At 65.3% G+C, this 13,619-nt stretch carries 10 protein-coding genes and 2 tRNA genes; 3 read left to right on the forward strand and 9 right to left on the reverse strand.

What is annotated here, in order from left to right:
- Positions 1 to 21 precede the first annotated feature (21 nt).
- Positions 22 to 738, reverse strand: coding sequence for an ABC transporter ATP-binding protein (locus CFB52_RS09825; protein ID WP_059645536.1), 717 nt, complete (start codon positions 736 to 738; stop codon positions 22 to 24).
- Here CFB52_RS09825 and CFB52_RS09830 point away from each other — a divergent pair.
- Positions 737 to 1,405: an arylesterase gene (locus CFB52_RS09830; protein ID WP_060316593.1), complete on the forward strand. Its 669-nt coding sequence runs from the start codon at positions 737 to 739 to the stop codon at positions 1,403 to 1,405. The two genes, CFB52_RS09825 and CFB52_RS09830, sit on opposite strands and share 2 nt — an antisense overlap.
- Before the next feature lie 75 nt (positions 1,406 to 1,480).
- Here the strand turns inward: CFB52_RS09830 and CFB52_RS09835 are convergent, their stop codons facing one another.
- From CFB52_RS09835 to tig, 7 genes are all read right to left on the reverse strand, one after another.
- Positions 1,481 to 3,418, reverse strand: a complete 1,938-nt coding sequence (locus CFB52_RS09835) for a SurA N-terminal domain-containing protein (RefSeq protein WP_099316496.1) — start codon at positions 3,416 to 3,418, stop codon at positions 1,481 to 1,483.
- A 353-nt stretch (positions 3,419 to 3,771) separates the two neighbouring features.
- A tRNA-Asp gene (locus CFB52_RS09840) sits at positions 3,772 to 3,848 on the reverse strand.
- A gap of 23 nt (positions 3,849 to 3,871) precedes the next feature.
- Positions 3,872 to 3,947, reverse strand: a tRNA-Val gene (locus CFB52_RS09845).
- A 207-nt stretch (positions 3,948 to 4,154) separates the two neighbouring features.
- Complete coding sequence (gene lon, locus CFB52_RS09850) at positions 4,155 to 6,578, reverse strand: endopeptidase La (RefSeq protein WP_099316497.1); 2,424 nt, start codon at positions 6,576 to 6,578, stop codon at positions 4,155 to 4,157.
- A 197-nt stretch (positions 6,579 to 6,775) separates the two neighbouring features.
- Positions 6,776 to 8,047, reverse strand: a complete 1,272-nt coding sequence (gene clpX / locus CFB52_RS09855) for an ATP-dependent Clp protease ATP-binding subunit ClpX (RefSeq protein ID WP_006489345.1) — start codon at positions 8,045 to 8,047, stop codon at positions 6,776 to 6,778.
- Positions 8,048 to 8,211: 164 nt separating this feature from the next.
- Positions 8,212 to 8,865 carry an ATP-dependent Clp endopeptidase proteolytic subunit ClpP gene (gene clpP, locus CFB52_RS09860; RefSeq protein ID WP_006496351.1) on the reverse strand — a complete coding sequence of 218 codons (654 nt, stop codon included), beginning with the start codon at positions 8,863 to 8,865 and terminating at the stop codon, positions 8,212 to 8,214.
- Between the two features lie 140 nt (positions 8,866 to 9,005).
- A complete protein-coding gene (gene tig, locus CFB52_RS09865) occupies positions 9,006 to 10,352 on the reverse strand; it encodes a trigger factor (RefSeq protein ID WP_059585179.1) in 1,347 nt (448 codons plus the stop codon).
- Positions 10,353 to 10,734: 382 nt separating this feature from the next.
- Here tig and CFB52_RS09870 point away from each other — a divergent pair, with 382 nt between their 5' ends.
- Together CFB52_RS09870 and CFB52_RS09875 are read left to right on the forward strand one after the other, a co-directional pair.
- Entirely contained in the window at positions 10,735 to 11,880 is a 1,146-nt protein-coding gene (locus CFB52_RS09870) for a glycerate kinase (RefSeq protein ID WP_059585178.1), read from the forward strand.
- Positions 11,881 to 11,942: 62 nt separating this feature from the next.
- Positions 11,943 to 12,392, forward strand: coding sequence for a MarR family winged helix-turn-helix transcriptional regulator (locus CFB52_RS09875; protein ID WP_059585177.1), 450 nt, complete (start codon positions 11,943 to 11,945; stop codon positions 12,390 to 12,392).
- A 184-nt stretch (positions 12,393 to 12,576) separates the two neighbouring features.
- On the opposite strand, the gene CFB52_RS09880 is transcribed toward CFB52_RS09875, so the two are convergent.
- Positions 12,577 to 13,575, reverse strand: a complete 999-nt coding sequence (locus CFB52_RS09880; protein WP_089464854.1) for a 2-dehydropantoate 2-reductase — start codon at positions 13,573 to 13,575, stop codon at positions 12,577 to 12,579.
- Between the last annotated feature and the right edge of the window lie 44 nt (positions 13,576 to 13,619).

The raw sequence follows: 13,619 nt of genomic DNA on the forward strand, positions 1-13,619 counted from the left end.
ATGCGCGGCCGGCACGGATATTCACGCGTCACGCGGAGCGATTGTGTGCGGCGCGACGATGCGCCCGGCGTCGATGGTGACTGTCGTCGCGCAGCGGCGCGCGAGTTCGGTATCGTGCGTGACGAGCACGAGCGTCGCGCCATGCGTGCGGTTCAGCTCGAACATCAGGTCGATGACCGCGTGGCCGGTGGCCGCGTCGAGGCTGCCGGTCGGCTCGTCGGCGAACAGGATCGCCGGGCGCGTGACGAACGCGCGGGCGAGCGCGACGCGCTGCTGTTCGCCGCCCGACAGCAGCTTCGGATAATGCGCGGTGCGTTCGCCGAGACCGACCTGCACGAGCAGCGCGCGGGCGCGGTCGGCCGCGTCACGCGCGCTGATGCCGCCCTGCAGTTCGAGCGGCAGCATCACGTTCTCGAGCGCCGTCAGGTGCGGCATCAACTGGAACGACTGGAACACGAATCCGACCGCGCCGTTGCGCAGCGCCGCGCGTTCGTCCTCGTCGAGCGGGTCGAGCGCGCGGCCGAGCAGGCGAACCGTGCCGCTCGTCGCGCTGTCCAACCCCGCGAGCAGGCCGAGCAGCGTCGATTTGCCCGAGCCCGACGCGCCGACGATCGCGAGGCTGCTGCCCGGCTGCACGGCGAGCGTGATGCCGTCGAGGATCGTCAGCTCGCCCGTTGCATCGGCAACCCGCTTGCACACGTCATGGACTTCGATGATCGGATCGGTAATCTTGAACATGGACACGACATTTCGCTGGAAAAGACGCGCGACGGCCGCCGCGCTGCTGGGCACGCTGCTGGCCGTCACCGTACCCGCACGCGCCGCGACGGCGCCGGCATCGAGCCCGCCCGTGATCGTCGTGCTCGGCGACAGCCTGTCGGCCGAATACGGATTACCGCGCGACACTGGCTGGGTGGCGCTGCTGCGGCAACGGCTCGCCACCGAGCGAATCGATTATAGCGTCGCGAACGCCAGCGTCAGCGGCGACACCACGAGCGGCGGCCGTGCGCGGCTGCCGGCGGTGCTGCAGCGGCTCAAGCCGTCGATCGTCGTCGTCGAACTCGGTTCGAACGACGCGCTGCGCGGCGTGCCGCTCGCGACGACCGAGCAGAACCTGCGCGACATCATCGCCGGCGCACGGCGTGCACAGGCAAAGGTCGTGCTGGTCGGCATGTACGTGCCGCCCAATTACGGCCCCGACTACACGCAGAAGTTCCACGCGCTCTATACGCGGCTGTCGAAGGACCTCGGCGTGCCGCTCGTGCCGTTCCTGCTGGCCGGCATCGAGAACAAGCCCGAGATGTTCCAGGCCGACCAGATGCATCCCGCGCAGCAGGCCCAGGGCATTCTGCTCGACAACGTGTGGCCGACATTGAAGCCGCTGCTCGGCAAGCCGCGCGGCTGACCGCAGCCGACGCACCGGAAAACGAAAAGCCCCGCTTCGAGCGGGGCTTTTCGATGGTTGCGGGCGAAACGACGCTCAGTTGTCGCCGTCCTGCTGCTGGCTGGCCGTCGTGCTGCCGTACAGCTTCACCTTCGAGCGATCGCGCAGCGCGGCGAGGTACGCCTCGCCTTCGCTTTGCGCGTCGACCTGGGCCATCTGCTGCTGCGCGGCCGCCAGTTGCTGCGGATCGACCGCCGAACCCGGAATGACCGCGTTCACGCGATAGATCGCATAGCCGTCCGCGCCGAGGTCGACACCGACGTAAGCCGGCAGCGTCTTCGCATCGACCTTGTAGACGGCGCTCAGCGCAGCCGGCGTCAGGCCCTGCGACTGCGTGCGCGACACCTTCTGCGCGGCCGTAAAGCCGTCCGTCGACTTCGACTTCTGCAGTTCGGCCAGCTTCGCCGCACCGTCCTTCTTCGCGAGTTCCGCGGCCTGCTCGGCGATGACCTTCTGGCGCACGACATCCTTGATCGCGTCGAGCGCGGGCACCGCGGCCGGCTTGTGCTCGGTCACGCGCGCCGAGATCAGCGTGTTGTTGCCGACGTCGATCGCCTGCGTGTTGTTCTGGTTCTTCACCGCGTCGTTCGCGAACACGGCGGCCAGGAACTTCGGATTGTTCAACGGGCTCGTCGGCGGCAGTTGCGGATTCGGCGTCGGCGTGACCGTGGCCGTCTGGATCGTCAGCTTGTACTTGTCCGCGGCCGGCTGCAGCGTCTTCGCCTTTTCATAGACGGTCGACGTGAAGCCTTCCGCGTTGTCCGAGAACGCCTTCGATGCGTACTGCTGCTTCAGGTCTACCGCGATCTGGTCCTTCACTTCCGCGAACGGCTTGACGACGGCCGGCTTCACTTCGGTCGCCTTCAGGATGTGGAAACCGAGATCCGACTGCACGATACCGCTGACGTCGCCCTGCTTCAGCGAGAACGCGGCATCGTCGAACGCCTTGCCGCCCGCGGTCGAACCGCGCGTGATGAAGCCGAGGTCGCCGCCCTTCGCCGCCGACGGCGCATCCTGCGAGTTCTTCTGCGCGATCTGCGCGAACTGGTCCGGATGCGCCTTCACGTCGGCGAGCAGTTGCTCGGCCTTCGCCTTCGCGGCTGCCTTGTCGGCCGCGCTCGCGTTGCCCGGCGCGGCGATGAAGATGTGGCTCACGCGCACCTGCGCTTCGGTACGGAAGTGCGTCGGGTTGTCGTCGTAGAACTTCTTGATGTCCGCCTCGGTCGGCTGCGCGCTCGCGGCCGCCGCTGCCGGCGAATAGACGAGGTACTGGATCGTCGCGGTTTCCGGCGTCGCAAAGCTCTGCTTGTGCGCGTCGTAGTACGCGGCGAGCTGCGCGTCGGTCGGCTGGACCTTCGCAGCGAAGTCGCTCGTCTTCAGCACGAGCGCCTGCACTTCGCGCTGTTGCGCAGCGAGTTCGGACAGGCGTTGCGCGAGGCTCTTCGGCGTGAACGCGCTCGACACGATGCTTGCGGGAATCTGCTGCAGCGCGAGGCTGTAGCGCACGCGCTCCTGGTACTGCTCGGGCGTCATCCCCTGGAACGACAGCAGTTGCGCATAGCGTTCGACGTCGATCGTGCCGTCGGGCTTCTTCAGCGACGCGATCATCGGGTCGCTCATCAGCGCGTCGCGCACGGCGTTGTCGGAGGCGGTCAGGTGCAGACGTTGCGTCTCGTCGGCCAGCACGCGTTGCTGGATCAGGCCGTCGAGCACCTGCTTGCGATGCTCGGGCGTATCGAACATCTTGATGTCGAACTGCCCGCCGAGCGCCTGGCGCGCCTGGTCGATCTGCTGGCGGAACGCGCCGTCGAATTCGACCCGCGTGATCTTGTGTCCGTTGACCGCCGCAACGTTCGCACTGTCGTCGAAGAAGCCGCGGAAGCCTTGGATCCCGACGAAACCCAGCCCCGGCAACACGATCAGGAGCAGGAGCGCCATCATCAGGCGCTGGTGATTACGGAAGAAATCGAGCATGCGTGACGGGAAAATTGGACAAAACGTCCGATATTACAACATACGGGGTGGGACGGGATAAAACGCAGGCGGCTTCCTCCACTCCGCAATCACGCGCCCGCCAGCGGGCGCAAAACCACAACGCACAAACAACAATGCCCGCACAAGGCGGGCATTGTTGTTTGCTTGGCGGAGCGGACGGGACTCGCCTACATCCCGCAGGCCGCGGCTGCGCTTGCAAGCGCAGCCCTTCGAGTCCCGCCGGAAGCCGCGCAGGCGGCTTCCTCCACTCCGCAGTCACGCGCCCGCCAGCGGGCGCAAAACCACAACGCACAAACAACAATGCCCGCACGAGGCGGGCATTGTTGTTTGTTTGGCGGAGCGGACGGGACTCGAACCCGCGACCCCCGGCGTGACAGGCCGGTATTCTAACCGACTGAACTACCGCTCCTTGGTCTGGCTGAATCGTGAAACTGGTGGGTGCTGAGGGGTTCGAACCCCCGACCTACGCCTTGTAAGGGCGCCGCTCTACCAGCTGAGCTAAGCACCCGTTTCCGATTCGTTCCGACTGCGATCTGCGTTTCCGCATCAACAATCAGCGAGCCCGCAAGTTTAATTCATCCCCGATCATTTTGCCAAGCCCGTGCGTGAATTTTTTTAACGCCCGCGCTCGCACGATGCCGACGCGCATAAAAAAACCCGCGGGCATCGCCGCGGGTTTCGTGAACAACCGTCAACAACGACGGTCGTCAGGGTCTCAGTGCTTGACGACTTCCGTCGAGCCGGCATCCTTCGCCGCCTCGCCGACCGGCGCCGCTGCCTTCGCTTCTTCTTCCGGCGGCAGCGGAGTCGGCGAACGCTCGAGCGCGAGCTCCAGCACCTTGTCGATCCAGCGGACCGGCACGATCTCGATCGCGTTCTTCACGTTGTCCGGAATGTCCGCGAGATCCTTCACGTTCTCTTCCGGAATCAGCACGAGCTTGATGCCGCCGCGATGCGCCGCCAGCAGCTTCTCCTTCAGCCCGCCGATCGGCAGCACTTCGCCACGCAGCGTGATTTCGCCCGTCATCGCGACGTCGGCCCGCACGGGAATACCCGTCAGCACCGACACCAGCGCGGTCGTCATCGCACCGCCGGCGGACGGACCGTCCTTCGGCGTCGCGCCTTCCGGCACGTGGATGTGGATGTCCTGCTTCTCGAACGCTTCGTCCTTGATGCCGAGACGCCGCGAACGCGAGCGCACGACCGAACGCGCAGCCTCGACCGACTCCTTCATCACGTCGCCGAGCGAGCCCGTACGAATCACGTTGCCCTTGCCCGGCATCACCGCGGCTTCGATCGTCAGCAGGTCGCCGCCGACTTCCGTCCACGCGAGGCCCGTCACCTGACCGACCTGGTTTTCCTTCGCCGCGAGGCCGAAGTCGTACTTGCGCACGCCGAGGAACGTGTCGAGGTTCTCGCCATCGACCTTGATCGCACCCGATGCCTTCTTCAGCAACAGCATCTTCACGACCTTGCGGCAGATCTTCGACACTTCCCGCTCGAGCGAACGCACACCGGCTTCGCGCGTGTAGTAGCGGATGATGTCGCGGATCGCCTGTTCGGTGACCTCGACCTCGCCGTCCTTCAGCCCGTTGTTCTTCTTCTGCTTCGGCAGCAGGTAACGCTGGGCGATGCTGACCTTCTCGTCTTCCGTGTAGCCCGACAGACGGATCACTTCCATCCGGTCGAGCAGCGGCGGCGGGATGTTCAGCGAGTTCGACGTCGCGACGAACATCACGTCCGACAGATCGAAATCGACTTCGATGTAGTGGTCGGCGAACGTGTGGTTCTGTTCCGGATCGAGCACTTCGAGCAGCGCCGACGACGGATCGCCGCGGAAATCCATGCCCATCTTGTCGACTTCGTCGAGCAGGAAGAGCGGATTGCGCACGCCGACCTTCGCGAGGCTTTGCAGGATCTTGCCCGGCATCGAGCCGATGTACGTGCGGCGGTGGCCGCGGATCTCGGCTTCGTCACGCACGCCGCCGAGCGCCATCCGGACGAACTTGCGGTTCGTCGCACGGGCGATCGACTGGCCGAGCGAGGTCTTGCCGACGCCCGGAGGCCCGACGAGGCACAGGATCGGCGCCTTCACCTTGTCCACGCGCTGTTGCACCGCGAGATACTCGAGGATCCGTTCCTTGACCTTCTCGAGGCCGAAGTGATCCTCGTCGAGTACCTGCTCGGCGTTCGACAGGTCGTTGTTGACCTTGCTCTTCTTGCGCCACGGCAGGCCGATCAGCGTGTCGATGTAGTTGCGCACGACGGTCGCTTCCGCCGACATCGGCGACATCAGCTTCAGCTTCTTCAGCTCGGCGTCGGCCTTCTTCTTGGCTTCCTTCGGCATGCGCGCGGCGTTGATGCGCTTCTCGAGTTCCTCGAGATCCGCGCCCTCCTCGCCCTCGCCCAGCTCCTTCTGGATCGCCTTGACCTGTTCGTTCAGGTAGTACTCGCGCTGGCTCTTTTCCATCTGGCGCTTCACGCGCCCACGGATGCGCTTTTCGACCTGCAGGATGTCGATCTCGGCTTCGAGCTGCGCGAGCAGATGCTCGAGGCGCTCGATGACGGGGAACATCTCGAGGATGTGCTGCTTCTGGTCGAGCTTGAGCGGCAGGCGCTCGGCGATCATGTCGGCGAGACGGCCCGCTTCGTCGATGCCCGACAGCGACGTGAGGATCTCCGGCGGGATCTTCTTGTTCAGCTTCACGTACTGGTCGAACTGCGACACGATCGCGCGGCGCAGCGCTTCCGTTTCAGCGCTGTCGGCGTGATCGGGCTCGAGCGGCATCACGTCGCAGGAGAATTGCGTCTCCTGTTCCTCGATGGACAACGCCTTCGCGCGCTGCAGGCCTTCGACGAGCACCTTCACGGTGCCGTCCGGCAGCTTCAGCATCTGCAGAATGTTGGCAATACAACCGACCTCGTACATGTCCTTTTCGGTCGGTTCATCCTTGGCCGCGGTTTTCTGGGCGACGAGCATGATGTGCTTGCCGCCTTCCATCGCTGCTTCGAGGGCCTTGATCGATTTCGGCCGGCCCACGAAGAGCGGAATGACCATGTGCGGGAAAACGACGACATCCCGCAGCGGCAGCAGCGGGAGCGTGATGCGTTCCGGCGGGAGAAGTTGGGTGCCTGACATTTCATTTCCCCATGAGTGGAATCAATTGTTCGGTAATTGAGGCCGCCACAACGAATTGCAAGCCTTCAAGTGCGGGAAATATTCGGTAAGAAAGTAACCACCGCGTGTCGAGTCAGAGTTACCCACAAGATAAACGAAAAAAAGCCGCCCACGGACTCATGAACGGCCTTTTTCGATGAACATCGTCGGCAAGCCGGTCAGTTCGAACCCGCCACCTTCGGCGTGTCCTCGTAGATCAGCAAGGGCTTGCCGTCCCCATCGATGACGTTCTCGTCGATGATGACCTTGCTGACCCCTTTCATCGTCGGCAGCTCGTACATCACGTCGAGCAACGCCTGTTCGATGATCGAACGCAAACCGCGCGCGCCGGTCTTGCGGCGGATCGCCTTGCGGGCGACTGCCTGCAACGCGCCCGGCCGGATTTCCAGCTCGACGCGCTCCATTGCGAACAGCTTGTGATACTGCTTGACGAGCGCATTCTTCGGCTCGACCAGGATCTTCATCAGCGCGGCTTCGTCGAGCTTGCCGAGCGTCGCGACCACCGGCAGGCGGCCGATCAATTCGGGGATCAGACCGAATTTGATCAGGTCTTCCGGTTCCGTTTCGCGCAGCACCTCGCCCGCGTCGCGTTCCTGCTTGCTCTTGACCGTCGCGCCGAAGCCGATGCCGGTTTTCTCGGTACGATCGGTGATCACCTTTTCGAGACCGTCGAACGCGCCGCCGCAGATGAACAGGATATTGGTCGTGTCGACCTGGATGAAATCCTGGTTCGGGTGCTTGCGGCCGCCTTGCGGCGGCACCGACGCCATCGTGCCCTCGACGAGCTTCAGCAGCGCCTGCTGGACGCCCTCGCCCGACACGTCGCGCGTGATGGACGGGTTGTCCGACTTGCGGCTGATCTTGTCGATTTCGTCGATGTAGACGATCCCGCGCTGGGCCTTGTCGACCTCGTAGTTGCAATTCTGCAACAGCTTCTGGATGATGTTCTCGACGTCCTCGCCGACGTAGCCGGCTTCGGTCAGCGTCGTCGCGTCGGCGATCACGAACGGCACGTTGAGCAACCGCGCGAGCGTCTGAGCGAGCAGCGTCTTGCCGGAGCCCGTCGGGCCGATCAGCAGGATGTTGCTCTTCGACAGCTCGACGTCGTCCTTCTTGTCGAGGTGCTTCAGGCGCTTGTAGTGGTTGTACACGGCCACCGCGAGGATTTTCTTCGCGCGCTCCTGGCCGATCACGTACTGATCGAGGATGTCGCGAATTTCCTGCGGGCTCGGCAGATCCGACCGGGACAAGCTGGCCTCGACGCCGGCGGCAGCCGCCTCGTCGCGAATGATTTCGTTGCAGAGGTCGATACATTCATCGCAGATGAACACCGACGGGCCCGCAATGAGTTTTTTCACCTCATGCTGGCTCTTTCCGCAAAACGAGCAATACAACAGCTTTTCGCTGTTCGAACCTTTTTTGTCCGCCATGAATGTAGAGCCTCCGGACAGGTAGATGACATGATACGCCGATTGCTCCGGACGCCGCGCCTAGGGCGCGACCGGAGCCGGCTGGATGCGCTTGCCGCAGATGCTCAGGGCACTCGGGACGTTTGAGGGCGCCGGCCCGAATCGGGGCGGCACCCCGTTTAAGCTCACGGGCGCTTCAGCAGCACCTGATCGATCAGCCCGTACGCCTTCGCGTCCTCGCTCGACATGAAGTTATCACGGTCGGTGTCGCGCGCGATGCGCTCGACGTCCTGGCCCGTGTGCTGCGCGAGCAGGTTGTTCAACCGCTCCTTCAGGTAGAGGATCTCGCGTGCCTGGATCTCGATGTCGGATGCCTGGCCGCGCGCGCCGCCGAGCGGCTGGTGAATCATCACGCGCGAATTCGGCAGCGCGAAGCGCTTGCCCTTCGCACCCGACGCGAGCAGGAACGCGCCCATGCTGGCCGCGAGGCCCATGCACAGGGTCGACACGTCCGGCTTGATGAACTGCATCGTGTCGTAGATCGCCATGCCGGCCGACACCGAGCCGCCCGGGCTGTTGATGTAGAGGCTGATGTCCTTGTCGGGATTCTCGCTCTCGAGGAACAGCAATTGCGCGACCACGAGGTTGGCGGTCTGGTCGTTCACTTCGCCGACCATGAACACCAGGCGCTCCTTCAGGAGACGCGAATAGATATCGTACGAACGCTCGCCGCGGCCGCTCGTTTCGACGACGATCGGCACTAGCCCCAGCGCTTGCGCCTCGAAACCCTGCGGCGCGTTCGAAGCAAGCATGTCCAGCAATTCAGCGCGAGTGATCATTCAATGAACCTTGTTCGATTGGAAAATTGAACGGAAGGAAGCCGCCCGCTCAATCGCCATATTAATGGCAACCGTGCGCTTGACGTAAAAACGGCGTGCGGGCCGTCGCTCCGACAGCCGGCACGCCGCAAGAGCGACAGTTACGCTTGCGCCGATGCGCTCGCGAGTGCCTCGAAGCTCACTTCCTTGTCCGTCACCTTTGCCTTGCCCAGCACGAAGTCGACGACGTTGCTTTCAACGACGAACGCTTCCATCTCGGCGAGGCGCTGCTGGTTGGAATAATACCAGCGGACCACTTCCTTCGGGTCTTCGTAGCTCTTCGCGAACTCGTCGACTTCCGCGCGGATCTGCTCCGGCTTCGCTTCCAGGCCGTTCGCCTTCACCAGCTCGGCCAGCACGAGGCCCAGCTTCACGCGGCGCTCGGCCTGCTCGGCGAACATTTCGGCCGGGATCGGTGCATCCTTCGCGTTCGGCACGCCGCGCTGCGCCAGATCCTGGCGAGCCATTTCGACGAGACGTTGCTGGTCCTGCTCGATCAGCGCCTTCGGCACGTCGAGTTCGGAAATCTTCAGCAGCGCGTCCATCACCTGGTTCTTGACGATCGACTGCGTGCGGCGCTTCGCTTCGCGCTCGAGGTTTTCCTTGATCTCGGCGCGCATCTTCGTGAGATCGCCGTCTTCGATGCCGAGCGACTTCGCGAATTCCGCGTCGATTTCCGGCAGGTGCGGCCATTCGATCTTCTTCATCGTGACCGTGAACTGCGCCGTTTTACCGGCGACGTCCTTGCCGTGGTAGTCGTCCGGGAACTTGAGGTCGAACGTACGCTGTTCGCCGACCTTCAGGCCGAGCGCCGCCGTTTCGAATTCCGGCAGCATGCGGCCTTCGCCGAGCACGAACGGGAAATCTTCGGCCGTGCCGCCCTGGAACGCGACGTCGTCGATCTTGCCGACGAAGTCGACCGTCACGCGGTCGCCGTTCTTCGCCGCGGTGTCCGCGCCGCCGTCGCCGTGCTCGCCGGCTTCGCCGCGTGCGTGGTAGTGCACGCGCTGCTTGCGCAGGATGTCCAGCGTGCGGTCGATTTCGGCGTCGCCGATCGTCGTGGTCGAGCGCTCGACTTCAGCGGTCGCCAGATCGCCGATCTTCACTTCCGGGTAGACCTCGAACGTCGCGTCGAACGCGTATGCGTCCTCGGCCTGCTCCTGCTTCGGCTCGAAGCTCGGCTGGCCGGCGACGCGCAGGTTTTCCGCGCGGCTGATCGTGAAGAATTCCTGGCCGATCTTGTCGCTCAGCACTTCCGCCTCGACCTGACCCGCGTACTGTTGCGCGACCATCTTCAGCGGCACCTTGCCCGGGCGGAAACCCGGCATGCGCACGTTCTTCGCGAGTTTCTGGATGCGGGCGTCGATTTCCTTCTGCACGGTGTCTTTCGGCAAAGAAATCGTCACACGGCGTTCAAGCTTGCCGAGGTTCTCAACAACGTTAGCCATGGCTTCAATCGTCCTAAAATTATTCGAGCGAATCGGGTTTTCCTTGCCGTGCCTGCCTGCGGCGCGAGGTGCGCACACTCACACGCCGCGCCGGGGCGCCACGCCATCCCTGCACGCGCCGGATGGCTAGCGCAAGCGGCTCGGAGCACGGCTTTGGCCGGAAGAATCGACTATTCTAGCAAACAATTTTCCTCATACCGCCAGATCGGCGCGACACAGGTTGTCCCGGCCCTGTCGGCGGCCCGTCGCACGCCCCTGCACGCGGATCGCCGCTATGCCGAACGGCGTATCCTCCCCGGCCCCGCCATCCTGTAAGCTCCGATAACGTGCGAGCCACCGTCGTGGCCCGACCTTCATACCAATCACGCCTTTCGGAGACACCATGCCGCACCGCCCGTCCGCGCCTGTCGTCGTCATCGCGCCCGATTCGTTCAAAGGCTCGCTTTCCGCCGAGCAGGTCGCGGACGCGATCGCCACCGGCATTCGCCGTGCCCGGCCCGACGCCGTCGTGCGCTGCTGCCCGATGGCCGACGGCGGCGAAGGCACGCTCGATGCGATGCTGGCGGGCGGCGGTACGCGGCGCACGCTGCGGGTGGCCGGCGCGTCGCTCGCGGCGCGCGATGCGGCGGTCGGCGTGATCGACGCGCGAACCGCGATCGTCGAGACGGCGGAGATCGTCGGTATCACCGACCCGGTCGGCATGAGCGTGCCGGTCGATGCGCGCAGCACGCGCGGGATGGGCGAAGCGATCCGCCTGCTGCTCGACGAAGGCGTGCGCCGCTTCTTCGTCGCGCTCGGCGGCAGCAGCACCAACGACGCGGGCGCGGGGCTTCTCGCGGGCCTTGGCCTGCAGTGCCTCGACGCGAATGGCCAGCCGGTCGAGCCGGTGCCGTCGCGGCTCGCCGACGTCGCGCGCATCGACGCATCGGGGCTCGATCCACGACTGAAGGAAACCGAATTCATCGGCATGTCCGACGTCGACAATCCGCTGACGGGCGCGCATGGCGCCACCGCGGTGTTCGGTCCGCAAAAGGGCGTGACGGCAACGCAGGTCGCGACCCTCGATGCCGCCCTTGCCCGCTTCGCCGATCTGCTCGAGGCCGCGCTCGACCGCGGCGGCCGCGATCTGCCGGGCGCGGGCGCCGCGGGCGGCCTCGGTTTCGCGCTGCACATGCTCGGCGCACGCTTCGAGGCAGGCGCCGAAGTGGTCGCGCGCCAGGTCGGGCTCGACGCCGCACTGGCCGGCGCCGACTGGCTGATCACCGGCGAAGGCCGCTCCGACGTGCAGACGCTGCACGGCAAGGCGCCGTTCATCGCGTGCCGGCACGCGCGGGCCGCCGGCGTCCCCGCGTCGCTGCTGTCGGGCGCGGTCGATCCGGCCGCGCTGCCGCGCCTGTCCGAGCATTTCTCCGGCTGCTTCTCGCCCGCTCCCGGGCCGATCACGCTCGACGTCGCGATCCGCGATGCGGCGAATCTGCTCGCGAACGAAGCAGAACAGTTGACACGGCTGAAGTACGGCGCACACTGACCGTTGACCCGAGCGCGCGATACAGGAACAATCGGGCCCGCCCTTTTTCTTCAGGATTCGACATGAAAGGCCGCCAAGCCGGGCTCGATCAGTTTCTGACCTATCGCCTCCATGTGCTCACGAAGCACTCCGACCGCGGAATCGGCGAGGTGTACCGGCACAAGCTCGACATTTCGCTGCCCGAGGCGCGCGTGATCGCCGCCGTCGGCGCGTTCGGTCCGTTCTCGATCATGGATCTCGCACGCCACACCAATCTCGACAAGAGCCAGGCGAGCCGCGCGGCCGAAGCGCTGCTGCGCCAGGGGCTGCTCGAGCGCGGCGCGAGCGAGGAGGACGGCCGGATCGTGCTGATCGCGCTGACTGCCGACGGCCGCGCGCTGTATCGCAAGATCATGCCGATCGTGCGCAAGTGGAACGACGGCTTGCTCGCATGCCTGTCCGACAGCGAACGTCAGACGTTCGAGCGGCTGCTCGACAAGGTCGTCGCGCACGCAGTCGAACGCGACGACTGAGCGTCGCGTCGGCCCCGGCATCGCCGGACGGCCGCTTGCCGCGGGCCGCATTGATCCGATGAATCAGACTGGCCGCACGGGGTCGCGTCACACGCGATCCGGTCGGCCCGTTTTGCATCACGCGGCGATCTCGCGCGAAGCGCGCGTTGCCGGCAGCCGCGCATTCGCGCCGGCCTGGCGCACACTACAACCCGCTGTTCGTCGCGCGCTGACGCAACAATCCGAGCACTGCGTCGCAGTACGGGGTCGGCACGCCAAGCTTGCGCCCGAGTTCCGGAAACACGCCGAGAATCGGCCCGATCTCGAGCGGGCGCCCCGCTTCGAAATCCTGCAGCATCGACGTCTTGAACGCGCCGAGCTTGCGCGTGACCGCGATCCGCTCGGGACCGCTCATCCCGGTGGACAGGCCGAGCTTCGCGCCGATCGCGGCCGCCTCCTCCATCATCCGCAACGCGAGATCCTGCGTGAACGGATCATCGAGCAACTGCTCGGCCGTTGAACCGGTCAGCGCGCTCAGCGGATTCATGTTCATGTTGCCCCAGAGCTTCGTCCAGATCTCGGTCCGGATCGCGGGCGTCGACTCGACGTCGAAACCGCCGGCCGAGAGTGCCGCGGCGAACCGCGCCGTGGGCACGTCGAGCCGCGGATCGGGGGTGCCCACGATCAGCCGGTTGCCGCGCCCGCGCCGCACGACGCCCGGCGCGTCGGTACTCGACGACAGGTGCACGACGCAGCCGATCGCCCGCGCGGGCGGCAATGCCGCCGATACCGCGCCGGCCGGATCGACCGCCTCGAGCGGCACGCCGTCGAGCGCTCCTTCGAGCCCGTGCGTGAACCACCACGGCAACCCGTTCATCGCCGCGACGATCACGGTGTCGGGCCCGACCAGCGGCGCAATGCGCGCGGCCAGCGCCGGCAGCGCCTGCGCTTTCAGCGCGATCACCACGTAGTCCTGCACGCCGAGCGCGGCCGCATCGTCGCTTGCCCGCACCGGCACCGACGACGTTGCGCCCGCCTCGTCGATCACGCGCACGCCGTGCGTATTCAGCGCATCGAGCGTCGCGCCGCGTGCGTACGCGCTCACGGTCATGCCGGCTCTGGACAACGCGGCCGCGAGCAATCCGCCGATCGCGCCGACCCCGACCACCGCCGCGCGCACCGACCCTGAATTCGTGTCGTTCATGATGGGATTCCGTCTTCCGAGAGCAGACGAGCATAACGCTCAAT

This window comes from Burkholderia sp. AU18528, assembly GCF_002223215.2.
GTDB classification, from domain to species: Bacteria; Pseudomonadota; Gammaproteobacteria; order Burkholderiales; family Burkholderiaceae; genus Burkholderia; species Burkholderia semiarida.